This window comes from Rhizobium mulingense, from assembly GCF_029194105.1.
Lineage (GTDB): Bacteria > Pseudomonadota > Alphaproteobacteria > Rhizobiales > Rhizobiaceae > Rhizobium > Rhizobium mulingense.
Genome location: NZ_JARFVE010000006.1, coordinates 347923 through 371408 on the forward strand (window position 1 = coordinate 347923; position 23486 = coordinate 371408).

General features: G+C 61.0%; 27 protein-coding genes. 9 read left to right on the forward strand and 18 right to left on the reverse strand.

Annotation, left to right across the window (positions count from 1 at the left end):
• Positions 1–237: 237 nt before the first annotated feature.
• The 3 genes from hspQ to PYR71_RS16740 form a co-directional block, all read right to left on the reverse strand.
• On the reverse strand, positions 238–567 hold the full coding sequence (gene hspQ, locus PYR71_RS16730) for a heat shock protein HspQ (RefSeq protein ID WP_097579276.1): 330 nt from the start codon (positions 565–567) through the stop codon (positions 238–240).
• A 159-nt stretch (positions 568–726) separates the two neighbouring features.
• Entirely contained in the window at positions 727–2136 is a 1410-nt protein-coding gene (glnA, locus tag PYR71_RS16735) for a type I glutamate--ammonia ligase (RefSeq protein WP_038688890.1), read from the reverse strand.
• 78 nt (positions 2137–2214) lie between these two features.
• On the reverse strand, positions 2215–2553 hold the full coding sequence (locus PYR71_RS16740; protein ID WP_003539626.1) for a P-II family nitrogen regulator: 339 nt from the start codon (positions 2551–2553) through the stop codon (positions 2215–2217).
• Between the two features lie 343 nt (positions 2554–2896).
• Between PYR71_RS16740 and PYR71_RS16745 the strand changes: the two genes are divergently transcribed.
• The gene (locus PYR71_RS16745) at positions 2897–4369 is read left to right on the forward strand and encodes an NAD(P)H-hydrate dehydratase (RefSeq protein ID WP_275620139.1); all 1473 of its coding nucleotides are present in this window, start codon (positions 2897–2899) and stop codon (positions 4367–4369) included.
• Positions 4370–4375: 6 nt separating this feature from the next.
• Here the strand turns inward: PYR71_RS16745 and PYR71_RS16750 are convergent, their stop codons facing one another.
• The 3 genes from PYR71_RS16750 to uvrA are packed head-to-tail and all read right to left on the reverse strand — an operon-like array spanning position 4376 to position 8586.
• Entirely contained in the window at positions 4376–5182 is an 807-nt protein-coding gene (locus tag PYR71_RS16750; RefSeq protein WP_275620140.1) for a DUF72 domain-containing protein, read from the reverse strand.
• Positions 5183–5206: 24 nt separating this feature from the next.
• On the reverse strand, positions 5207–5668 hold the full coding sequence (locus tag PYR71_RS16755; protein ID WP_275620141.1) for a GNAT family N-acetyltransferase: 462 nt from the start codon (positions 5666–5668) through the stop codon (positions 5207–5209).
• Positions 5665–8586 carry an excinuclease ABC subunit UvrA gene (gene uvrA / locus PYR71_RS16760; RefSeq protein ID WP_275620142.1) on the reverse strand — a complete coding sequence of 974 codons (2922 nt, stop codon included), beginning with the start codon at positions 8584–8586 and terminating at the stop codon, positions 5665–5667. Before uvrA ends, PYR71_RS16755 begins: the two co-directional genes overlap by 4 nt.
• A 284-nt stretch (positions 8587–8870) precedes the next feature.
• Between uvrA and PYR71_RS16765 the strand changes: the two genes are divergently transcribed.
• Positions 8871–9383, forward strand: a complete 513-nt coding sequence (locus tag PYR71_RS16765) for a single-stranded DNA-binding protein (protein ID WP_183915553.1) — start codon at positions 8871–8873, stop codon at positions 9381–9383.
• Positions 9384–9487: 104 nt separating this feature from the next.
• Here PYR71_RS16765 and PYR71_RS16770 read toward each other — a convergent pair whose 3' ends face one another.
• Complete coding sequence (locus PYR71_RS16770) at positions 9488–10135, reverse strand: MarC family protein (protein ID WP_183915551.1); 648 nt, start codon at positions 10133–10135, stop codon at positions 9488–9490.
• A gap of 237 nt (positions 10136–10372) precedes the next feature.
• Between PYR71_RS16770 and gyrA the strand changes: the two genes are divergently transcribed.
• A complete protein-coding gene (gyrA, locus tag PYR71_RS16775) occupies positions 10373–13180 on the forward strand; it encodes a DNA gyrase subunit A (protein ID WP_275620143.1) in 2808 nt (935 codons plus the stop codon).
• A gap of 148 nt (positions 13181–13328) precedes the next feature.
• On the opposite strand, the gene PYR71_RS16780 is transcribed toward gyrA, so the two are convergent.
• From PYR71_RS16780 to PYR71_RS16790, 3 genes are all read right to left on the reverse strand, one after another.
• Entirely contained in the window at positions 13329–13463 is a 135-nt protein-coding gene (locus PYR71_RS16780) for a hypothetical protein (RefSeq protein WP_275620222.1), read from the reverse strand.
• A 37-nt stretch (positions 13464–13500) separates the two neighbouring features.
• Positions 13501–13656 (reverse strand): hypothetical protein, encoded by a 156-nt coding sequence (locus PYR71_RS16785; protein WP_003539654.1) that lies wholly within the window; start codon positions 13654–13656, stop codon positions 13501–13503.
• A 131-nt stretch (positions 13657–13787) separates the two neighbouring features.
• Complete coding sequence (locus PYR71_RS16790) at positions 13788–14078, reverse strand: hypothetical protein (protein WP_275620144.1); 291 nt, start codon at positions 14076–14078, stop codon at positions 13788–13790.
• Between the two features lie 90 nt (positions 14079–14168).
• Between PYR71_RS16790 and coaD the strand changes: the two genes are divergently transcribed.
• The 5 genes from coaD (at position 14169) to tgt (ending at position 18117) form a co-directional block, all read left to right on the forward strand.
• Entirely contained in the window at positions 14169–14663 is a 495-nt protein-coding gene (gene coaD, locus PYR71_RS16795; protein ID WP_275620145.1) for a pantetheine-phosphate adenylyltransferase, read from the forward strand.
• Between the two features lie 58 nt (positions 14664–14721).
• On the forward strand, positions 14722–15294 hold the full coding sequence (locus tag PYR71_RS16800; RefSeq protein ID WP_183915545.1) for a peptidylprolyl isomerase: 573 nt from the start codon (positions 14722–14724) through the stop codon (positions 15292–15294).
• Positions 15295–15322: 28 nt separating this feature from the next.
• On the forward strand, positions 15323–15832 hold the full coding sequence (locus tag PYR71_RS16805; protein WP_183915543.1) for a peptidylprolyl isomerase: 510 nt from the start codon (positions 15323–15325) through the stop codon (positions 15830–15832).
• Positions 15833–15904: 72 nt separating this feature from the next.
• Entirely contained in the window at positions 15905–16990 is a 1086-nt protein-coding gene (gene queA, locus PYR71_RS16810) for a tRNA preQ1(34) S-adenosylmethionine ribosyltransferase-isomerase QueA (RefSeq protein WP_275620146.1), read from the forward strand.
• Positions 16987–18117 (forward strand): tRNA guanosine(34) transglycosylase Tgt, encoded by a 1131-nt coding sequence (tgt, locus tag PYR71_RS16815; protein WP_275620147.1) that lies wholly within the window; start codon positions 16987–16989, stop codon positions 18115–18117. The genes queA and tgt overlap by 4 nt, the downstream gene beginning before the upstream one ends.
• Before the next feature lie 2 nt (positions 18118–18119).
• On the opposite strand, the gene PYR71_RS16820 is transcribed toward tgt, so the two are convergent.
• From PYR71_RS16820 to PYR71_RS16855, 8 genes are all read right to left on the reverse strand, one after another.
• Positions 18120–18974 (reverse strand): acyltransferase family protein, encoded by an 855-nt coding sequence (locus PYR71_RS16820; protein WP_345774756.1) that lies wholly within the window; start codon positions 18972–18974, stop codon positions 18120–18122.
• Positions 18857–19186, reverse strand: coding sequence for an acyltransferase family protein (locus tag PYR71_RS16825; RefSeq protein ID WP_275620148.1), 330 nt, complete (start codon positions 19184–19186; stop codon positions 18857–18859). The genes PYR71_RS16820 and PYR71_RS16825 overlap by 118 nt, the downstream gene beginning before the upstream one ends.
• Positions 19187–19378: 192 nt before the next feature.
• Positions 19379–19771, reverse strand: a complete 393-nt coding sequence (locus PYR71_RS16830) for a hypothetical protein (RefSeq protein WP_275620149.1) — start codon at positions 19769–19771, stop codon at positions 19379–19381.
• Positions 19772–19850: 79 nt separating this feature from the next.
• Positions 19851–20279: a DUF4864 domain-containing protein gene (locus PYR71_RS16835; RefSeq protein WP_183915533.1), complete on the reverse strand. Its 429-nt coding sequence runs from the start codon at positions 20277–20279 to the stop codon at positions 19851–19853.
• A gap of 81 nt (positions 20280–20360) precedes the next feature.
• The gene (fabF, locus tag PYR71_RS16840) at positions 20361–21626 is read right to left on the reverse strand and encodes a beta-ketoacyl-ACP synthase II (protein WP_275620150.1); all 1266 of its coding nucleotides are present in this window, start codon (positions 21624–21626) and stop codon (positions 20361–20363) included.
• A 13-nt stretch (positions 21627–21639) separates the two neighbouring features.
• The gene (locus PYR71_RS16845; RefSeq protein ID WP_275620151.1) at positions 21640–22146 is read right to left on the reverse strand and encodes a winged helix-turn-helix transcriptional regulator; all 507 of its coding nucleotides are present in this window, start codon (positions 22144–22146) and stop codon (positions 21640–21642) included.
• A 60-nt stretch (positions 22147–22206) separates the two neighbouring features.
• Entirely contained in the window at positions 22207–22500 is a 294-nt protein-coding gene (locus tag PYR71_RS16850) for a hypothetical protein (protein WP_183915528.1), read from the reverse strand.
• A 118-nt stretch (positions 22501–22618) separates the two neighbouring features.
• Positions 22619–22807, reverse strand: coding sequence for a hypothetical protein (locus PYR71_RS16855; protein WP_183915526.1), 189 nt, complete (start codon positions 22805–22807; stop codon positions 22619–22621).
• A gap of 207 nt (positions 22808–23014) precedes the next feature.
• Between PYR71_RS16855 and PYR71_RS16860 the strand changes: the two genes are divergently transcribed.
• Positions 23015–23410 carry a hypothetical protein gene (locus PYR71_RS16860; protein ID WP_010035230.1) on the forward strand — a complete coding sequence of 132 codons (396 nt, stop codon included), beginning with the start codon at positions 23015–23017 and terminating at the stop codon, positions 23408–23410.
• The last annotated feature ends 76 nt before the right edge of the window (positions 23411–23486 follow it).

Here is a 23486-nt window from a genome sequence, read left to right on the forward strand (position 1 = left end):
AACCCGGCTTCAGGCCGGGTTTTTTGTTGATAGGCATCTGTCTCACTTCGGCATTGGTAGTGGCTGTCCGGTTCGGACCGCGAATTTGCCCTCGCCCTAATCCTTGCCGAGGGCGAGCTGGTCTCGACCCATCCTGCGGAGGGCTTCCGAGCGACAAGCAAAGGCCGGATCTGGTGCCAAAAGAAAAAGGCCTCGCTGGGAGAGGCGAGGCCTTGTTTCATGGAGGGGACGCCTGACTTAATGGGCGAAGCTCATCTTGGGTTTGAACTGCCCTGACGGGCTCTGATCGAAAATCTGGTAGACCTGCTGGTTGCGAAGCGGCGTGCCGCTTTCGTCGTTCACCAGGTTCTGCTCGGAGACATAGGCGACATATTCGCTTTCGTCATTTTCCGCGAGCAGGTGGTAGAATGGCTGGTCTTTGCTGGGGCGCACCTCGGCGGGAATGGAATTCCACCATTCCTCCGTGTTCGCGAACTCCGGATCAACGTCGAAGATGACGCCGCGAAACGGGAAAACCTTGTGCCGGACCACTTCGCCGATACTAAACTTTGCTACTCTTTCTTTCATGGTACGACTTCCTTTCATCACCAAATTTGGTGATTGGTGTCGTGCAAATCAAGATTTTTGCACTTGTCCGTCACATGAACGTCATATCCTCCTTCTGCCGTTCATGACCTGGGGAGATGAAAGGCCCGGCGAACCGGGACTTTCAATATTCGCAGCCGATCAGGCCGAATAGTACATGTCGTATTCGACAGGGTGCGGCGTCATCTCGAAACGCATCACCTCTGCCATCTTCAACTCGATGAAGGCATCGATCTGATCGTCGTCGAAGACGCCGCCGGCCGTCAGGAACTTGCGGTCCTTGTCGAGGCTTTCAAGCGCTTCACGCAACGAGCCGCAGACGGTCGGGATCTTCTTCAGTTCCTTCGGCGGCAGATCGTAGAGATCCTTGTCCATGGCCTTGCCGGGATGGATCTTGTTTTTGATGCCGTCGAGCCCGGCCATGAGCATGGCGGCGAAGGCGAGATAGGGGTTGGCGGTCGGATCCGGGAAGCGGACTTCGACGCGCTTGGCCTTCGGATTGGAGCCGAACGGAATGCGGCAGGAGGCCGAGCGGTTGCGGGCCGAATAGGCGAGCAGCACCGGCGCTTCATAACCTGGAACGAGGCGCTTGTAGGAGTTCGTCGAGGGATTGGTGAAGGCGTTGATCGCCTTGGCATGCTTGATGATGCCGCCGATATAGTAAAGGCAGCTCTCGGAAAGACCGGCATACTCGTCGCCGGCAAAGGTCGGTTTGCCGCCCTTCCAGATCGATTGGTGCACATGCATGCCCGAGCCGTTGTCGCCGAAGATCGGCTTCGGCATGAAGGTCGCGGTCTTGCCATAGGCGTTCGCCACCTGGTGCACGACGTATTTGTAGATCTGCATCTTGTCGGCGTTGCGCACCAGCGTGTCGAACTTGATGCCGAGTTCGTGTTGGGCGGCTGCCACTTCATGGTGATGCTTTTCGACGACGACGCCCATTTCGGAAAGAACCGTCAGCATTTCCGAACGCATATCCTGGGCGCTGTCGACCGGCGGAACCGGGAAATAGCCGCCCTTGACGCGCGGGCGATGGCCGAGGTTGCCAGTTTCGTAATCGGTGTCGTCGTTCGACGGCAATTCGGTCGAATCCAGCTTGAAGCCGGTGTTGTAGGGATCGGCCTTGTACTTGACGTCGTCGAAAACGAAGAATTCGGCTTCCGGGCCGACGAAGATCGTGTCGCCGATGCCGGAGGCCTTGAGGTAGGCTTCGGCCTTTTTGGCGGTGCCGCGCGGATCGCGATTATAGGCCTCGCCGGAGACCGGATCGAGGATGTCGCAGACGATGACCATGGTCGACTGGGCGAAGAATGGGTCCATATGCACCGTTTCCGTATCGGGCATCAGCACCATGTCGGACTCGTTGATGGCCTTCCAGCCGCCGATCGAGGAGCCGTCGAACATCACGCCGTCGGCGAACATGTCTTCGTCGACGACGGCAACGTCCATCGTTACATGCTGCAGTTTGCCCTTCGGGTCGGTGAAACGCAGATCGACGAACTTCACGTCGTTTTCCTGGATCTGCTTCAGAATTTCGCTTGCGGTCGCCATTAAATACCTTCCTCCAATTTGCAATGACAATAGGTGGGCGCGGTGACGGTATCGGACTTTGCCCGGTAGGCAAAGTGGTCAGATGGCATCGATGCCGGTCTCGCCGGTGCGGATGCGGATAACCTCTTCGACATTGGAGACAAAGATCTTTCCGTCGCCGATGCGGCCGGTTTGCGCCGCCTTGCGGATCGCGTCGATGACCGCTTCCGCGTTCTCGTCGGCCAGCACGACCTCGACTTTCACCTTCGGCAGGAAATCGACGACGTATTCGGCGCCGCGGTAGAGTTCCGTGTGGCCCTTCTGACGACCGAAGCCCTTGGCTTCTGTGACTGTGATACCCTGCAGGCCGACTTCCTGAAGGGCTTCCTTCACTTCGTCCAGCTTGAAAGGCTTAATGATCGCTTCGATCTTTTTCATGAGAAAATGCTCTCCGCTTCTCCCGTTGTGGCAGGATGTTTCCCGCTCGCCGGATATGATGCAGATATCGTGCCAGTTTGAAATCCGTCTTTTCGAAAAAATACGCCGATTCTGTCAAAACCGGCGCGTTTGCGGGGCATTCGATGTGGTTTTGGTGATGGAGAAGTGAAAAAACATCGCCTCCTGCCTAAAATCAGATCGAAAACCGCGATAGTCAGATTTTCCAGCGATTGCTAAAGCAGATATCTGTGCGGTGAAAAGATAGGCAAATGCATAAAATAAGGGCTTCTGCTTGATCGTTCATGCGGTTGTTTTTTGTGCGTTTTTTGAATTGAATAGGCTGATGAGCAAACATCTGTCCGACCTTCTCCTTACGCCAGCCGAAATGGCAGCCGTCGATAAGGCTGCCGCCGCGTCCGGCATCGACTCCTTCGGTCTGATGGAACGAGCGGGCGCTGCGGTCGCCGCTGCCGCGCTCAGGCTTCATCCGGCTGCTCTGCGTTTCGTCGTGCTCTGCGGCCCGGGCAATAATGGCGGCGACGCCTATGTCGCGGCAAGGCATCTGCAGGAAGGCGGAGCGACAGTGGCGCTTTTCCATCTCGGCGATCCTTCCAAGCTGGAGGGCGACGCCGCCCGCGCTCGGGCCGGCTGCGCACTTCAGGCGCAGGGGCTTGAGCTCTACCGGCCCGAAAGCGGCGATGTCATCGTCGACGGCCTGTTCGGGGCCGGGCTCGGGCGCGCGGTGCCGGCCGCTGTCCGCACAGTGATCGAGCAAGTTGATGAGGCCGATATCCCCGTGCTTGCGATCGACCTGCCCTCCGGTCTGGACGGCCGCACCGGCAAGGTGCTGGGCGCAGCCTTCCGCGCGCGCAATACCATCACCTTCATGACGCGCAAGCCCGGCCATCTGCTGATGCCGGGCAGGGAGCTTTGCGGTGAGCTTGCCGTCTTCGATATCGGCATACCCGCCCGCATCGTCAGGGCCGAGGCAGGCGGTATCATCGCCGAGAACAAAACGGATGCCTGGAAGGCCGTGCTGCCGCCCGAGCAGTTGGAGACGCATAAATACAAACGCGGCCATCTGGTCGTCTTCTCGGGCGAGGCCGACAAGACGGGCGCCGCGCGCATGTCGGCGGCCTCCGGCCTGAGGGCCGGCGCCGGCCTGGTGACCGTCGCAGCGCCCCATGCGGCGATCGCCGCCAATGCCGCGCATCTGACGGCCGTTATGCTGCATGCGATTGACGGCGAGGCCGAACTCGAAGACTGGCTGTCCGACTCCCGGCTTCAGACCTTCGTCCTCGGTCCCGGCTTCGGCGTCGGCGCCAGGGCGCGCGCCTATGTCACTGCCCTTGCCGATCGCCGGCTGGTGCTCGACGCCGACGGCATCTCCTCGTTCAAGGACGATCCGCACCAGCTTTTCGATCTTTTCCAGGGCGAGCCGCGCCTGGTGCTGACGCCGCACGAGGGCGAGTTTTCGCGGCTGTTTCCCGATATCGGCGGCAACGATGCGCTGGGCAAGGTCGACAAGGCGCTCGCCGCTGCCCGCCGCGCCAATGCCGCGGTCGTCTATAAAGGCGCCGATACCGTCATCGCATCGCCGGACGGCCGCGCGCTCATCAATACCAATGCGCCGGCTTGGCTTGCGACCGCCGGTTCCGGCGATGTGCTCGCCGGCATTATCGGTGGATTGCTCGCCCAGGGCCTGCCGGCCTTTGAGGCGGCAGCCGCCGGCGTCTGGCTGCATGGAGAGGCCGCCCGCCGCGCCGGCAAAGGGCTGACGGCGGAAGATCTCGCAGCGGCGGTACTGCCGTTATAGCCAGATTTATTTCTCGAGCAATTTCTGCAGGGCGATCGCCCCATGCGGCGCATTCACCTTGCCCTCATGGATCATGAAGGCGAGGACGTCGCGCGGCTCGACCTTGACCTTACGGCCTTTATCGATCAGCGGCAGATCGTCGGGTACCTTGCCTTCCGCCCAAGTCTCGAGCCGGTCGGCCCAGGCCTTCAACTCCTTGTCGGGATAGCAGGTCGCAATATCGTCGGATCCCTTCTGCAGCCTGGCATAGACGAAATCCGCCGAGACGTCGGCGATCATCGGATATTCGAAGTGTTCCGCGCAAACTGGTGCCACGCCGTATTTGGCAAGCAGGGCCACGAATTCCGGCACCTTGAAGGAATTGTGCCGGACCTCGACAACGTGGCGAAGCGCCAGCCCGTCCTGTTTTGCCGGCAGCAGCTTCAGGAAGGCCTCGAAATCTTCCGGATCGAACTTCTTCGTCGGCGCGAACTGCCAGAGCAGCGGCCCGAGATGATCGCCGAGTTCGCTAATGCCTGACGTCAGGAAGCGCTCCATCGATTCTCCGGCTTCGGCAAGCACCCGCCGATTGGTGACAAACCGCGTCGCCTTCAGCGAAAAAATGAAACCGTCGGGCACATCGGCTGCCCATTTGGCAAAGACCGCCGGCTTCTGCGTGCTGTAATAGGTGCCGTTGACCTCGATGACCTTCAGCTGCCGGCTGGCATAATGCAGCTCGTCCTTCTGTTTGAGATCATCGGGAAAGAAATGCCCGCGCCAGGGCTCGAAGGTCCAGCCGCCGATGCCGGTGCGGATAGTGCCGGATTTCGTCATGTCGTCCTCCCCTTTGGCAGCCGCTCAGGCCGCAACAATCTCTTTCGCCATGTCGACGAGCGTCCATCCTGGCCGATAAGGATTTGGCCGGCGACCCGTTTCCTGAAACCCGAAGGCGCGATAAAGCGCGACGTTCCGCTCCATCCGCGCATTCGTATAGAGCCGGATCTCCGGCGTGGCCCATTCCCGCGCCTTGCCTTCAAGCCAGCGCAGCATCGCAAGCCCGTGCCCGGCGCCCTGAAAGGCAGGCGAGACCGCGATGCTGAACAGCATGAGGTGCTCGGGATGCTGCTCGACGACCACGAGGCCGGCCGTTTCATCGCCGATCTCGCGCAGCCAGACCTCGCCGCGTTCGATGCGCGGGACGTAATCTTCGGTCACTGGCACCGGTGGAGCGCCGAAAAGTTCGGTATAGGGCAGATAGGCGGCTGCCGTCAGCGAGGTGATCGTTTGGAGATCGTCGCGCGACGCCAGCCTCATCGTCATTCCGCCGCAGCCGCCCTCTTGGCCGGGCGCCGCTCCAGCAATTCCTTGAGGAACTGTCCGGTATAGGAACGCTTCTCCTTGACGATTGACTCGGGCGTGCCGGCTGCGACGATCTCGCCGCCGCCATCGCCGCCCTCGGGGCCGAAGTCGAGCACCCAGTCGGCCGTCTTGATGACTTCCAGATTGTGCTCGATCACCACAACCGAATTTCCCTGGTTGACCAGTTCGTGCAGCATTTCGAGCAGCTTGGCCACGTCGTGGAAATGCAGGCCGGTCGTAGGTTCGTCGAGAATATAGAGCGTGCGCCCGGTCGAGCGTTTCGACAGTTCCTTGGCCAGCTTGACGCGCTGCGCCTCGCCGCCCGAAAGCGTGTTGGCCTGCTGGCCGACCTTGATGTAACCGAGGCCGACATCCTTCAGCGATTGCAGCTTGTCGCGCACCGCAGGCACCGCCGCGAAGAAATCGACGCCTTCCTCCACTGTCATGTCGAGCACGTCGGCGATCGACTTCTGCTTGAAGGTGACGTCGAGCGTCTCTCTGTTATAGCGCTTGCCATGGCAGACGTCGCAGGTCACGTAGACATCGGGCAGGAAGTGCATCTCGATCTTGATGACGCCGTCGCCCTGGCAGGCTTCGCAGCGTCCGCCCTTGACGTTGAAGGAGAAGCGGCCCGGCTGATAGCCGCGCGCCTTGGCTTCCGGTAGGCCGGCGAACCAGTCGCGGATCGGCGTGAAGGCGCCGGTATAGGTCGCCGGGTTCGAGCGCGGCGTGCGGCCGATCGGCGACTGGTCGATGTCGATCACCTTGTCGATATGCTCGAAACCATCGATCCGGTCGTGGTCGGCGGGGATTTCGCGCGCACCCATGACGCGGCGCGCCGCCGATTTATACAGCGTCTCGACGAGGAAGGTGGACTTGCCGCCGCCGGAAACGCCGGTCACCGCGGTAAAGACGCCGAGCGGGATCGAGGCCGTGACATTCTTCAAATTGTTGCCGCGCGCGCCGACGACTTTGATCTCGCGGCCCTTCTTCGGCTTGCGGCGCTCGTCTGGAACCGGCACGCCGAGTTCGCCCGAGAGATATTTTCCGGTCAGCGACTTCGGATTGTCCATGATGTCCTGCGGCGTGCCGTGGGCGATAACCTGGCCGCCATGGATGCCGGCCGCCGGGCCGATGTCGACGACGTCGTCGGCCGTCAGGATCGCATCCTCGTCATGTTCAACGACGATGATCGTATTGCCGATATCGCGCAGGTGCTTGAGCGTGTCGAGCAGCCGGGCATTGTCGCGCTGATGCAAGCCGATCGACGGCTCGTCGAGCACGTAAAGCACGCCGGTCAAGCCCGAGCCGATCTGCGAGGCGAGGCGAATGCGCTGGCTCTCCCCGCCCGACAGCGTGCCGGAATTGCGCGACAGGCTGAGATACTCCAGGCCGACATCGTTGAGGAAGCGCAGCCGGTCGCGGATTTCCTTGAGGATGCGCACGGCGATCTCATTCTGTTTGGCGTTGAAGCTGGCTGGCAGCGTTTCGAACCAGTCGCGCGCAACACGGATCGACATCTCAGTCACTTCGCCGATATGCAGCCTGTTGATCTTCACGGCGAGCGCTTCCGGCTTCAGGCGATAGCCGCTGCAAGCCGGGCAGGGGGCTGCCGACATGAAACGCTCGATATCCTCGCGCGCCCAGGCGGAATCCGTCTCCTTCCAGCGGCGCTCGAGATTGGTGATGATGCCTTCAAAATTCTTGTGGGTGGTATAGGAGCGCGCGCCGTCGGCGTAGTGGAACTCGATCTTGTCGTCGGTGCCGTTGAGAATGACGTCCTTGGCGACGTCGGAAAGATCGTTCCAGCGGGTGCCGAGCTTGAAGCCGTAATGTTTGCCGAGCGCTTCCAGCGTCTGATTGTAATAGGGCGACGTCGATTTGGCCCAGGGCGCGATCGCCCCGTCACGCAGCGTCCGCTCCGGCTCGGGTACGATCAGATCAGGGTCGATCTTCTGCTGGGCGCCGAGGCCGTCGCAGGTCGGGCAGGCGCCGAAGGGATTGTTGAAGGAAAACAGCCGGGGTTCGATCTCCGGGATGGTGAAGCCCGAGACCGGGCAGGCAAATTTCTCCGAAAACAGCACGCGCTCATGCGTCTCGTTCAGCGACTTGTTGGCCGAGCCGCCGGCCGAGGTTTCCTCCGGCGGCAGCGGCTTGTCGGCGAATTCGGCGACTGCCAGCCCGTCGGCGAGCTTCAGGCAGGTCTCCAGGCTGTCGGCCAGGCGCGCCGAGACATCCGAGCGCACGACGATGCGGTCGACGACGACGTCGATGTCGTGCTTGTATTTCTTGTCGAGAACCGGCGCCTCGGCGATCTCGTAGAACTGACCGTCGACCTTGACGCGCTGGAAGCCTTTCTTCATCAGCTCAGCCAGTTCCTTCTTGTATTCGCCCTTGCGCCCGCGCACGAGCGGCGCGAGAATATAAAGACGGGTGCCTTCGCCGAAAGCGAGGATGCGGTCGACCATCTGGCTGACCGTCTGGCTTTCGATCGGCAGGCCGGTCGCCGGCGAATAGGGAACGCCGACACGGGCAAAGAGCAAGCGCATATAGTCGTAGATCTCGGTGACGGTGCCGACTGTCGAGCGCGGGTTGCGCGAGGTGGTCTTCTGCTCGATCGAAATGGCCGGCGACAGCCCGTCGATCTGGTCGACATCGGGCTTCTGCATCATTTCGAGGAACTGCCGGGCATAGGCCGACAGGCTCTCGACATAGCGCCGCTGGCCCTCGGCGTAGATCGTGTCGAAGGCGAGCGAGGATTTGCCCGAGCCCGAGAGACCGGTCATGACGATCAGCTTGTTGCGCGGCAGATCGAGATCGATGCTCTTCAGATTGTGCTCGCGCGCGCCGCGGATGGAGATCGTCTTCAGTTCGCTCATCGTCTCTGCTTTGGTTTTCTGGGTAACAGCCCTTATTTAGTGATGCCGGCGGGCGAGTCGAGGCTGAATATCCGGGAAGGTTCAAGGTTTTCGATTCTGTTGACAGGATCATACGGATAAACTAGAACAAATAAAGAACAAAATTCCTGATGAATGCATGCGGCTTTCTGATGGATAAACATGTGGATTAAATGCCGCCCATGCGCATCGGCGGTCCGTGATGGTTTAAGGTGCGCCGATCGATTGAAACGCCGCCGGGCAGGGCGGCAGGCAGGGTGAGAAGCATGGCTGGTAGCGTGAACAAGGTAATTCTGGTTGGAAATGTGGGTGCAGATCCCGAAATCCGCCGGACTCAGGATGGCCGGCCGATCGCCAATCTCCGTATCGCGACCTCGGAGACCTGGCGTGACCGCAATTCCGGCGAACGCCGCGAAAAGACCGAATGGCACACCGTCGTCGTCTTCAACGAAGGCCTCTGCAAGGTCGTCGAGCAATATGTGAAGAAGGGCGCCAAGCTCTATATCGAAGGCCAGCTGCAGACCCGCAAATGGCAGGACCAGCAGGGCCAGGACCGCTATTCGACGGAAGTGGTGCTGCAGGGCTTCGGTTCGACGCTGACCATGCTCGACGGACGAGGCGATGGCGGCGGTGCCAGCTCCGGCTTCGGCGGCGGCCGCGGCAGCAGCAACAATGATTACGGCGACGATTACGGCGCCCCGGCATCGTCCTCATCGTCGAACCGCGGTGGTGGCGGCGGCAACTTCTCGCGCGATCTCGACGACGATATCCCGTTCTGATCGGTCATAGTTCCTGATTTTATGAGCAGCTGAGAGCATGATGTCCTGAACGGCATCATGCTCTCTCTGTTTTCCCGCGACGATTGCTTCCGCCGACGCCTTTGTCAGTGCGGCGTCGCGCTGATGAGATTGAGTGCCGATTTCGCCCCGTCGACGACGAATTGCGCCGCTAGCGCGGCGAGGATGACGCCGAGCAGCCGCGTCAGGATTGCCCGGCCGGTGACGCCGAGGAAACGGTCGAGTCGTTCGGCGACGAGCAGCATCAGGAAGGTCAGCAGCAGGTTGGCGGCGATGACGCCGATCAGTTGCGCCTTCTCGATCGAGGTCGCGAGCGTCCCCGCAAGCAGGATCGTCGCCGAAATCGCCCCGGGGCCGGCGATCAGCGGCAGGGCGAGGGGAAAAACGGCGACATTTTCGATATGATCCTTGGTGATCGCCACCTCGGTCGCCTTCTCCTTGCGGTCCTGTCGCTTCTCGAAGACCATCTCGAAGGCGATCCAGAAGAGCAGCAGCCCGCCGGCGATGCGGAAGGCACCGATCGAAATTCCGAGCACGCCGAGTACGCCGGCGCCGAACAGGGCGAAGACGGCGAGGATGATGAAGGCGATGGTCGAGCCGCGTAGCGCCACCTGCGTGCGCTGGGCTCTGCTCATGCCGCTCGTCAGCCCCAGGAAGAGTGGTGCCAGCCCCGGCGGATCGATGGTAACGAGAAGCGTCGTGAAGGCATTGATCAGTTGGTCGGCGCTTGCCATCGTCTCTCCGGAAGCCCATATGGGTGCGTGGTTTTCGACGATTGTGAAGCGGGGTTTTCGATTTGGCAAATAAACCGCGGCGGTCCGCGGCGGATTTGCCAGGCCTGGCTGCACAACTCCCGTGTTTTACCCTTTTTCGGCCGCAAAAGCCTGTTCAAAACGCACTCGGAAATTGGCGCGGCAACAGGCTTTCCGCTATAAATCTTCAAGTGATTCTAGAAGAGATCGTGATCTGTTTTGACTGAGCAAACACCCACCGGCGGCGGGAAGCTCCCGCCAGGCATCGAGCCCATCTCCATCATGGAGGAAATGCAGCGGTCGTACCTCGATTACGCCATGAGCGTCATCGTCAGCCGCGCGCTGCCCGACGTGCGCGACGGCCTGAAGCCCGTGCACCGGCGCATCCTCTACGGCATGTCCGAGCTCGGCATCGACTGGAACAAGAAATACGTCAAATGCGCCCGCGTCACCGGTGATGTGATGGGTAAATACCATCCGCACGGCAATGCCGCGATCTATGATGCGCTCGCCCGCATGGCGCAGCCTTGGTCGCTGCGGCTGCCGCTGATCGACGGTCAGGGCAATTTCGGCTCCGTCGACGGCGATCCGCCGGCGGCCGAACGTTACACCGAATGCCGCCTGGAGAAGGCCGCCCATTCGCTGCTCGACGATCTCGACAAGGAAACCGTCGATTTCCGCGACAACTATGACGGCACGCTCTCCGAGCCGGTGGTGGTTCCCGCCAAGTTCCCGAACCTGCTCGTCAACGGCGCCGGCGGCATCGCCGTCGGCATGGCGACCAACATTCCGCCGCATAACCTGTCGGAAGTGATCGACGGCTGTATCGCGCTGATCAACGATCCGGCGATCGAACTGCCGGAACTGATGCAGATCATTCCCGGCCCGGATTTTCCGACGGGCGCAAAGATCCTCGGTCGCGCCGGCATCCGCTCGGCCTACGAGACCGGCCGCGGCTCGGTCATCATGCGCGGCGTCGCGGCGATCGAGCCGATGCGCGGCGACCGCGAACAGATCATCATCACTGAGATTCCCTATCAGGTGAACAAGGCGACGATGATCGAGAAGATGGCCGAATTGGTGCGCGAAAAGCGCATCGAGGGCATCTCCGACCTGCGCGACGAATCCGACCGCCAGGGCTATCGCGTCGTCATCGAGCTGAAGCGCGACGCCAATGCCGAGGTCATCCTCAACCAGCTCTATCGTTACACGCCGCTGCAGACCTCCTTCGGCTGCAACATGGTGGCGCTGAACGGCGGCAAGCCGGAGCAACTGACGTTGCTCGACATGCTGCGCGCCTTCGTCTCCTTCCGCGAAGAAGTCGTTAGCCGGAGAACGAAATTCCTGCTGCGCAAGGCTCGCGAGCGTGCCCATGTGTTGGTCGGTCTCGCCATTGCGGTCGCTAATATCGATGAAGTCATTCGCGTTATTCGTCAGGCACCCGATCCGCAGTCGGCCCGCGAAGAACTGATGACCCGCCGCTGGCCGGCGGAAGATGTCGAAAGCCTGATCCGTCTCATCGACGATCCACGCCATCGCATCAACGAGGACATGACGTACAACCTGTCGGAAGAGCAGGCCCGCGCCATTCTCGAACTGCGTCTTGCCCGCCTCACGGCCCTTGGCCGTGACGAAATTGGCGACGAACTCAACAAGATCGGCGAGGAAATCCGGGATTATCTCGATATTCTGTCCTCGCGTGTCCGCATCCAGACCATCGTCAAGGATGAACTCACCGCCGTGCGCGACGAGTTCGGCACACCGAGACGCACCGAGATCGTCGATGGCGGCCTCGAAATGGACGATGAGGATCTCATCGCCCGCGAGGACATGGTCGTTACCGTCTCGCATCTCGGTTATATCAAGCGCGTACCGCTGACCACCTACCGCGCTCAGCGCCGTGGCGGCAAGGGCCGCTCCGGCATGACTACCCGCGACGAGGATTTCGTTAGCCGGCTATTCGTGGTCAATACCCATACGCCGGTTCTGTTCTTCTCGTCGCGCGGCATCGTCTACAAGGAGAAGGTCTGGCGCCTGCCGATCGGCACGCCGACCTCGCGCGGCAAGGCGCTGATCAACATGCTGCCGCTCGCACCCGGCGAGCGCATCACCACCATCCTGCCCTTGCCCGAGGACGAGGCGAGCTGGGACAATCTCGACGTCATGTTCTCGACGACGCGCGGCACGGTTCGCCGCAATAAGCTGTCGGACTTCGTCCAGGTGAACCGCAACGGCAAGATCGCCATGAAGCTCGAGGAGGAGGGTGATGAAATCCTCTCCGTCGAGACTTGCACGGAACATGACGACGTTCTGCTGACGACCGCGCTCGGCCAGTGCATCCGCTTCTCCGTCGACGACGTTCGCGTCTTCGCCGGCCGCAACTCGATCGGCGTGCGCGGCATCAATCTCGGCGAGGGCGATCGCATCATATCGATGACGATTGTCGGCCATGTCGATGCCGAGCCGTGGGAGCGCGCCGCCTATCTGAAGCGCTCTGCCGCCGAACGCCGCGCGACGGGCGTCGATGAAGAAGATATCGCTCTCGTCGGCGAGGAGGTCACCGAAGAGGGACAGCTCTCCGATGAGCGTTATGAAGAGCTGAAGGCACGCGAGCAATTCGTGCTCACCGTCTCCGAGAAGGGCTTCGGCAAGCGCTCGTCGTCTTATGACTTCCGCATCTCCGGCCGCGGCGGCAAGGGTATCCGCGCTACCGACACGTCGAAAACCGGCGAAATCGGCGAATTGGTCGCCGCTTTCCCGGTCGATGACGGCGATCAGATCATGCTGGTTTCGGATGGCGGCCAGCTGATCCGCGTGCCGGTCGGCGGCATCCGAATCGCCAGCCGCGCCACCAAGGGCGTCACCATCTTCTCGACGGCCAAGGACGAGAAGGTCGTTTCGGTCGAGCGCATCAGCGAGCCGGAAGAGGACGACACGGAGGAGGCTGCCGACGTCGCCGAAGGCTCCGCGGCCGCCGGCGAGGCGCCGTCCGCCGATGGCGATCCGGCGAGGCCTGCCGAGGAATGATCAAGTGAAAGGGCGGCTTCGGGCCGCCCTTTTCTTTTGCGTTAGCCTGGCTTATCCCCAAGAAAAAAGCCGGACGCTGGGTGCATCCGGCTTTGAAGGACCCGAGGCGGCTGAAGGGTGCCGCTCTTGGGTGGGGAAGGGAGGAATGTCAGAATGCGCTATGTTTTTCGTTCAGCGCTTTCACCTCTGCGTCTTCGCGCCGGAGCGCTGAAATCGTCGAGGCCACAGACACGATGAACATCACGCTGATGAGGGCGGTGAGTGCGGTCAAGATCGTGAACATAGGCATTCCTTTCACTGGGGAGTTGCGTCCTCGCCCCTCAGTACTGGCCCAGTACGGCCGTGCGGGCCGAAGCATAGGGACCATAAACCTTGGACGTATCGACCTTCTGATCATAGAGAGCGACAGTTGCGGTGAGCATGCCCGTGACCATTACCATCCAGAGCACGTTAATCATCGTAATCTTGCCGGGCATCTTTAGTCCTTCCTGCCGCGATAATCGCATCTATGGGTCGGTTGAGTGAACGCATCCGTTTGAAAATGGTTCCGCCGGATGTTGAGGGGGTGTTTACCAATGACGATCTGAAGCCTCCTTGAATGTCTCGTTCATCTGGCGTTCAGATTCGAGACTCGGTTTTGTTCGCGCAGCCGGCCTTGGGCGCGCATGATCGCGGCATGTTCGGCAAGCTCCGGCCGCACCCAGCTCACCTCGTAGCGATCGGCGAAAAAGCCATAGGCCATTTCAGCGGCGAAAGAGAAAAGGACGGCAAGCGCAACGAGCACGATCAGCATGGATATGGTCTTTCGGGGAACGCCGGATGCCGGAATGGCATCGGCTGCCTTGATGATCCGAGTTAAGCAGCTTCTGTCTGAAACAGCCTTGAATGGCATGTTCATTCGCCGTTCAGCCATGGGAAATGGCGGGGCAAATCACTTGCGGCAAGGCAGCATCCATGACAAAAGGCGTCAAACCAACGGTCGAGCCAGATGACGACAGCTTTTTATCCTGGGTCCTTCGACCCGATCACCAACGGACATGTGGATGTTCTGGTCCAGGCCCTGAACGTCGCCGAAAAGGTGATCGTCGCGATTGGCATCCATCCTGGCAAGGCACCGCTCTTTTCGTTCGACGAGAGAGCCGAGCTGATCCGCCTTTCCCTGGCGCAAGCGCTGCCCGGCAAGACCGGCGACATCACCGTCGTGGCCTTCGACAATCTGGTCGTCGATGCCGCCCGTGCCCATGGCGCAGCGCTTTTGATCCGCGGCCTTCGCGACGGAACCGACCTCGATTACGAAATGCAGATGGCCGGCATGAACAGGGCGATGGCGCCCGACATCCAGACCATCTTTTTGCCGGCGGGCACGGCTTCGCGGCCCATTACCGCCACATTGGTCCGCCAGATCGCCGCCATGGGCGGCGATGTCAGCGCTTTCGTGCCGGCCGCCGTCCTGCAAGCCCTCACATCCAAGCGCCCGAACTAGCAAGTAAGAAGTCTCGCAAGCGCAAAGACCAGGCGGAACCCGCCGCAACGGAGCCCATATGAAACTCTTTTATCTCGCATTTGCCGGCGTGCTGTATCTGGCCTCCTTCGCGGGGGATGCCTTCGCTCAGACGGCCGATCACTATCTCACCATCCAGCTGAAGAACGGCCCTGTCGTCATCCAGTTGATGCCTGATGTCGCACCGAAGCACGTTGCCCAGATCGAGGCGCTGGCCAAGAAGGGCGAATATGACAACGTCGCCTTCCACCGCGTCATCGAGGGCTTCATGGCCCAGACTGGCGACGTCAAATACGGCAACATGGAAAAGGGTTTTGATGCCAGCCTTGCCGGCACCGGCTCCTCCGATCTGCCCGATATTCCGGCTGAGTTCTCCAAGACCCCGTTTGTGCGCGGCACGGTCGGCATGGCCCGCTCGCAGGATCCGAATTCCGCCAATTCGCAGTTCTTCATCATGTTCGCCGACGGTTCTTTCCTGAACGGCCAGTATACCGTCGTCGGCAAGGTCGTTTCCGGCATGGAGAATGTCGACAAGATCAAGCGCGGCGAAGGCCAGAACGGCGAAGTCAAAAATCCCGACCGGATGATCAAGGTCACGCTGGGCAAGAAGTAAGTTACGAGACAAACAAGAGGAGAAGGCAATGGCCGAGATCAAGGATCCCGAAAACACCGTCATTCTGGAAACCACCAAGGGCAAGGTTGTCATTCAGCTGCTGCCGCAGGTCGCCCCGGAGCACGTCGCCCGCATCAAGGAACTCGCCCGCGAGAAGGCATATGACGGTGTCGTTTTCCACCGCGTCATTGAGAATTTCATGGCCCAGACGGGCGATGTCGAATATGGCAAGAAGGGTTCTGAAACTTTCAATCCCGGCCGGGCCGGCATGGGCGGCTCCTCCAAGCCGGACCTGAAGGCTGAATTCTCCGCGACCTCGCATGTTCGCGGCACCTGCTCAATGGCCCGTTCTCAGAACCCGAACTCGGCCAACTCGCAGTTCTTCATCTGCTTCACCGACGCGCCGTGGCTGAACAAGCAGTATTCCGTCTGGGGCCAGGTGATCGAAGGCATGGACAATGTCGACAAGATCAAGCGCGGCGAGCCGGTTTCCGATCCGGACTCGATCGTCTCGATGCGGGTTGCCGCCGACGTCTGATTGTGATTTCTGCTGAAACCCGCCCTTGCGCGAAAGCGCGGGGCGGGTTTCGCTTTGCCTGAAAGTACCTCGATGCGCGTAGAACTTTTCGATTTCGACCTGCCGGATGAACGCATTGCGTTGCGGCCTGCCGAGCCGCGCGACAGCGCGCGCCTGCTGCTCGTTGATCCCAATGCGGAAAGCGCGCTCTCGGATCATCACGTTTACGATCTGCCGTCGTTCCTGCGGGCCGGTGACGCGCTGGTCTTCAACGATACCAAGGTCATTCCCGCCCGGCTCGAGGGCATCCGCCATCGCGACGGCGCCGGCGGTCAGCAGGTGTCGGCAACGCTGCATATGCGCATCGGCCCCAGCCGGTGGAAAGCCTTTGCCAAGCCCGGCAAACGCATCAAGGAGGGCGACCGCATCACCTTTGGCCATTCCGGCGAAAGCTGCATGATCGGCTCGCTCGATGCGACGGTGGAGGAAAAGGGGGAAGCGGGCGAAGTGACGCTCGCCTTCGATCTGTCCGGCCCGGCGCTCGATGAGGCGATCGCCGCCGTCGGCCATATTCCGCTGCCACCCTATATCGCCGCCAAGCGCCCGGAGGACGAGCGCGACCGCGCCGACTACCAGACGATCTATGCCCGCGAGGAAGGCGCCGTCGCCGCCCCCACCGCCGGCCTGCATTTCACGCCTGATCTGTTCGAAGCGCTCGACAAGGCCGGCATCGAACGCCATTTCGTCACCCTGCATGTCGGTGCCGGCACTTTCCTGCCCGTCAAGGCCGACGATACCGACGATCACAAGATGCATCTCGAAAGCGGCTATGTCAGCGCCGAAATCGCCGCCCGGCTGAATGCCGTCAAGGCAAGAGGCGGGCGTATCGTCTGCGTCGGCACGACCTCGCTGCGGCTCATCGAAAGTGCGGCTGAAGAAGGCGGAGAGATCAAGCCCTGGGCCGGTGCCACCGGTATCTTCATCACGCCGGGCTACCGCTTCAAGGCGGTCGACATGCTGATGACCAATTTTCACCTGCCTCGCTCGACGCTGTTCATGCTGGTCGCGGCCTTTTCCGGCTTCGAAACCATGCACGCCGCGTATGAACACGCCATTTTGACAGGCTACCGCTTCTACTCCTACGGCGACGCGAGCCTTCTCTTCCGGAAAGACAAATGACCGAGAACTTCCAATTCACCTTGAAGAAGACCGATGCTGGCGCCCGCCTCGGCGAAATCTCCATGCCGCGCGGCGAAATCCGCACGCCGGCCTTCATGCCGGTGGGCACGGTCGGCACCGTCAAGGCCATGTATCTCGATCAGGTGCGCGAGACCGGCGCCGACATCATCCTCGGCAATACCTATCACCTGATGCTGCGCCCGACGGCCGAGCGCGTCGCCCGCCTCGGCGGCCTGCACAAGCTCATTCGCTGGGAACATCCGATCCTAACGGATTCCGGCGGCTTCCAGGTCATGTCGCTCTCCGGCCTGCGCAAACTCGACGAACAGGGCGTCACCTTCAAGTCGCATGTCGACGGCAGCCTGCACCATATGTCGCCGGAGCGCTCCATCGAAATCCAGGGATTGCTCGGCTCCGACATCCAGATGCAGCTCGACGAATGCGTGGCGCTGCCGGCCGAGCCGAAGGAGATCGAGCGCGCCATGGAAATGTCGCTGCGCTGGGCTGAACGCTGCCGGGTCGCCTTTGGCGAGCAGCCGGGCAAGGCGATGTTCGGTATCGTCCAGGGCGGCGATATCCCGGCGCTGCGCATCCGCTCGGCCGAGGCGCTGAGCCAGCTCGACCTCAAGGGCTATGCGGTCGGCGGCCTCGCCGTCGGCGAACCGCAGGACGTCATGCTGCGGATGCTGGAAACGACGCTGCCCATGCTTCCTGTAGAAAAGCCGCGTTACCTCATGGGCGTCGGCACGCCCGACGATATCCTCAAATCGGTCGCCCGCGGCATCGACATGTTCGACTGCGTCATGCCGACCCGCTCCGGCCGCCATGGTCTGGCTTTCACCCGCCGCGGCAAGGTCAATATCCGCAATGCCCGCCATGCCGAGGATATGCGCCCGCTCGACGAACAGTCGAACTGCCCGGCTTCACGCGATTATTCGCGTGCCTATCTCCACCATCTCGTCCGCGCCAACGAAGCCCTCGGCGGCATGCTGCTCTCCTGGCACAATCTCGCCTACTATCAGGAACTGATGCAGGGCATTCGCAAGGCGATCGCCGAAGGCCGCTTCGCCGATTTTATGGCGGAAACGATGGAGGAATGGGCAAGGGGTGATCTCGACCCGGTGTAACACTAGCTCGCCTCCGCGGGAACCTCGGATGCTGGTCTCGGCGCAACCATAATTTTGAGCTTTTTGCGCACTGGCTCGTCGAAGTGAATGGCGATGATGCCGGCCATGATGAAAATCGCGATTACGACGACCATACCGGCGCCCGGCGAGGCCGGGAGGTCAAAGCCCTTTTGCCGCAGTAGATGTAGCAACTCGAAGATGGGCGCGTGCAGGATATAAATCGGGTAGGAAACGATCCCCAGCCAGCGAAATGCTAGCTCGACAACGCCGCTCTGCCTCGTGCGCATTGCGACCCAGACAACGGCCGGGAAAATCGTCAGGCATATTAAGAGATCAAAATAGGGAAAGCCGTAGAATGTGCTGGCGGGTATATTCGTGATCACAATCAGGCAGCCACAGAGGAGAATTCCGACCGTGTTGCCTCTATTGGCCACATTCGGCGTCCGAACCTCGTACAACCTGTGAAGGCAGATCCCGAGCGAGAATGAGAACAAAATTCTCGAGAATCCAAATCCGAAGTAGCCCGCCTGATGGCCAATGTCGAAATTGCCTCCGAGGGCGCCGTACAAGGTGATACCCGCTGCTCCGAGGGCGATGGCGAGCAAGATTCTGGACGATAGCCGTACCAGAAGAACGGAAAACAGCACTCCAGCCCAGAGTTCGAAGAAGAGCGACCAAGTCGGTCCGTTTAACGGAAAGGCGCCATCCGTGCCTGCATTTGGAATGAACAGAATCGCCTTCAGCAGAAGGCCGGCCAGGGTGAGGTAATCGAAGCCGAACTGAATTGCATAGCTGACAAGGCCAACAGGAAGAGCAGATAGACAGGATAAAGCCGAATAATGCGCTGCAGCAGAAATCTCGCGGGCGAAATCTGTCCCGTTGCCAGTTGCCTTTCGTATGAATTTGCAAGAACGACGCCGCTCAAAAGAAAGAAGAGGTCCACGGCGAGATAGCTGATATTCACCGGTATCGGACCGAGCGTGCCGCCAGTATGCAGGAACATGACCATGATGGCCGCGATTCCTCGCAACGCTTCAAGAGCCGTGAAAAATCGCTTGCCAGTATTCACATGCCAATCCCCCGCTGGCAGTTTTTTACTCCAGCACGATTTCAAAATAGTTAGTGCAACCAGTCAAAGTGCTGGGCAGTGTTGATCCAGCCAAGAACAGCACATCAGATGCCGCTCATCCGGAACTGACGCAGGATGCGCGGGGCGATCGCTGAAGACCGCTTCGTCCTCTACCTTGGTGCGCTTGGTCAATCAGCGGGTGGGCGTGCAACTTCCGACATCGGCCGGTTTGACGCGCCCAGCCTGAAGATCGCTCCATTGCGGTATGGACGGATCAGGGCCACCGATCGATGCCTCAAACGCGGCACGGTCCAGCTTGACCAGCCGTCCGCTTGAAAGGATGCTCACCATCTCCTTCCTGCTGACATAGGCCAGGCTGGCATCCACCCGGCAGAAGAACTGCTTGCTGCCGTTCGAGACGACCCAGCCATAGCCGCCGGCCTTTCCTCTGGTCAGTTTTCCGACGGCATAATCTGCTGCGCGAGCTTTGAAAAGGATTCCGCCTGCGCCACACCTGGGACGGTGGAAAGACCGATGATGAGCGTTGCGAGCGACCGCGTGAAGGAAATGGGCATTGAGGTTCACCCCTGACAGAAAAACATCAGTTCTCTACGTGCTGGAGATGCAGAGCACAACTTTAATCTGAAAAAATATACTCAATCGTCTAGATGCCCTTGCTGTCCGCGTCCGGCATGATCTGCACGCCGTTGATGCCGTAGCTGCCATCCGGCTGGCGGGTCATCTGGTAGATCGCCGTCCAGTCCTTGCCGTCGCGGCCTGATATCAGCACCTCGTGGTAAATCAGCGCGCCGTTGTCGATCGAGCGGCTGCGGCCGAAGGCGTAGTTGCCGGGGTGATAGACTGGCTCGTAGCTCTTCTTGACCATAGCAAAGAACAGGTTCTTGTCGGGATACATCGCCTTGATACCGGGAGCGGCGAAGGAATAGGCGGTCTCGGCATCGTCCTTGAGGAAGGCTTTGATCTGTTCCTCGATCATCGTCCGCGTCGTATCGATCGGATCTTCGGCGCGGGCCGAGACGGTGGAGAGGAGGGACGCGGCACACAGAATTACAACTGCGAAGAAGGCGCGCATGGGTTGATCTCCAACTCTATCGGCGAATGATCCCCGACAGAGTGGAAGTGTAGGCCATTTCCAGCGCAAGGAAAGCGGACTTTACGACCAGCGCCGGAAGAGGGCGCTGGCATTCACCCCGCCAAAACCGAAACCGTTGGTGATGGCATAGTCCATCGCCAGCGTCCGCGCCGTCTTGCCGACGATATCGATGCCGTAGGCATCAGGATCGGCTTCATCGAGGTTGCGGGTCGGCGGCGCGATCTGGTCGCGCAGCGCCAGGATGGTGAAGATCGCCTCCAGCCCGCCGGCGGCTCCGAGCAGATGGCCGGTCGCCGATTTCGTCGCGCTGACGGCGATGGCTCCATCGCGGCCGAAGACGGTGCCGATCGCGGCGATCTCGCCTTTGTCACCGACCGGTGTCGAAGTTGCGTGCGCATTCAGGTGTTTGACCTCGGAAGCGGGGACCTTCGCCTGCCTGAGCGCGGCTTCCATTGCCCGGCGCGCGCCGTCGCCGTCTTCGGGGCCTGCGGTCATGTGGTAGGCATCCGCCGCCGTGCCGTAGCCGACGAGTTCTGCAAGTGGCGTCGCCCCGCGGGCAAGCGCATGCTCCAGCGTCTCGATCACCAGGATGCCGGCGCCTTCTCCCATGACGAAACCATCGCGCGCCGTGTCGAAGGGCCGCGAGGCCAGCTCCGGCGTCTCGTTGAAGCCGGTGGAAAGGGCACGCGCAGCGGCAAAGCCGCCAAGGCTCACCTTGTCGATGCAGGCCTCGGCGCCGCCGCAGATCGCCACATCCGCCTCGCCGGAGCGGATCAGCCGTGCCGCATCGCCGATCGCCTGGACGCTGGCCGCACACGCTGTCACCGGTGCGCCGAGCGGCCCCTTGAAGCCGTAGCGGATGCTGACTTGGCCCGCCGCGAGATTGACGAGGAAGGAGGGCACGGTGAAGGGCGACAGTCGCCGGACGCCGCGCGCCTCACCGATCCGCACCGCTTCGGCAATGGCCGGAAAGCCGCCGACGCCCGACGCGATGATCGTCGCGGTGCGTTGGCGTTTTCTTTCGTCGGTCGGCATCCAGCCGGCCTGCTTCACCGCTTCCTCCGTCGCCGCCATGGCGAAATGGATGAAGCGGTCCATCTTCTTCTGATCCTTGGGGGTGATGTAGCGGTCGGGATCGAAGCCCGCCTCGACATCCTCGCTGATACGGGGAACGATACCCCCGACTTTGGCCGAGAGTTCGCCGACGATATCGTCCGCGAGCGTCTTCAGCCCCGAGCCACCTTTGAGAAGACGCTTCCATGCGGGCTCGACGCCAGTGCCGAGGGGCGAGACAAGTCCCATGCCGGTGACAACGATGCGGTCCATGATATTTTCCTTTCTATGCGTCGATGCCGAGATACCAGGCGCGCATGCGGGCGATCCGCGCACGCACCTCGTCATCGGCTGCAGGGCCTGCAAGCAGGCCGGTGTTTTCGGGTGTCACTTGTTCGCCGGTCCGCGCGTCGACCAGCATGGTCTCGCGCGTTCTGCCGGAGTTCGCATCGCTGAGAAGAAAGGCGAGATCCTCTTCCGGAATGTGGCGGCTTCCCCAGGAAAACAGCGCCATCAGCACCGGAAAGAAATCGCGGCCCTTCTCGGTCAGCAGATATTCGTAGCGGGCAGGGCGCTGCTGGTAGAGCCGCCGTTCGAACAGCCCCTGATCCGTCAGATGTTTGAGCCGCCGCGTCAGGATGTTCGGCGCCACGCCGAGGCTTTTCTGGAATTCATCGAAACGCGAGAGCCCCTGGAAGGCATCCCGCAGGATCAGAATGCTCCACCAGTCGCCGACGCTGTCGAGCGCGCGCGCCGCCGGGCATTTGAACTCACTGAAGCTTGTTCGTTGCATGATCATAGCCACTACAGCAGCGACTATCATCATGCAAGTAACCTGTGCGCGGGAAATGCGCTAGATTGCGTCGCCGGCGAAAAAACGGGCGAGCACGACGCCGGTCACGAGCATGCCTGCCGCGGCGAAGATCGTATCGCCCGGAGTGCCGATATAGAGCGGCCCGATATTGGCAAACAGCAGGAAGGCGATGAGGAAGTTCACCCAGCCCCATAGGACGTTCACGGTCGGGGAACTGCGCTTTGCGAACGGAGTGCGGAAAGGCCGGCCGCTGACGCCATTCACGAAATGCGGCATGCCGTTGGTGACAAATGCTGCGGCGATGAAATGGGCAAGATAGGCGATCCAGGGCAAAGGCTTCTCCGGTGCTGCGAGTAGCGTTAGCGGAGAATGTGGTCGGGATTGCCGCTCCGGCAAGGGGAGGTTTGTGACGCGGGTAACGCGGCAGCCCACCGCCGAAAGCGACGGACGGTCAGGCAAAGCCGAGCGGCAGCTTTTCCAGTTTTCTGTCGGCGCCGTAGTCGCGCTCATGCGGCGAGGGCCGCCGGCCATGGCGGCTGAAGGAAAGGTCGATGCGGTTTTCGGCAAAAATCCCGTCGGCATAGGTGCCGGTATCATGATAATCGGCATCTGTCTTAGGGGCGAGTATTTTCAAGATCATCGGGGTTCCTCCGCGGCGCAGCATCAACACTCGGAAAGGCCGCTTGGTTCCATTTATAGGCTCTGAATTATTAATAAATTAACCATAAATGCGGGAGCAAGACTGAGTTGCAAGGCGCCGCGCGGCGTGCCCCAGTGCTGAAATGGCGTAGCCGTGGAACTCCTGATGTTGATCGCCGTTGATCCGGCATGAACACAGGAGGTTTCCATGCAGTTGATCGATACACGCGTGACACAGTCCGGCGACTTCTTCACCGTCGAATTCCTGGGCGAGGGCGGAGAATCGGTTTCCGTCAAAATCGATAATTCCCATGGCGAGCTCGACGCCTCGACGGTGCTCGACCACGCCAAGGTGATGATGGTTCAGCTGACCGCCTTTCCGGGCCGCGGCGCAGACGGCAGCATCAACCGTTACGACGCCTTGAGCAACGGCAACTTCGACGAAGGCAGCAAGGGTTTGAAAGGCCAGCCGAGCGCGCGTTCGACGCATGACAGCGAAACGCTGGAAGAGGAGCTGAACGAAGGCCTCGAAGATAGCTTTCCGGCAAGCGACCCAGTCTCGGCAACCGTGTCGTCTATTCCCGCCACCGCGCCCCGGCACTGATCTCCGTAGACCTGCCGCTGGCCGCCCCCATTCTCGGGGGCGGTCTGTGCCTGCATGACGGATTGATGTCAAAACT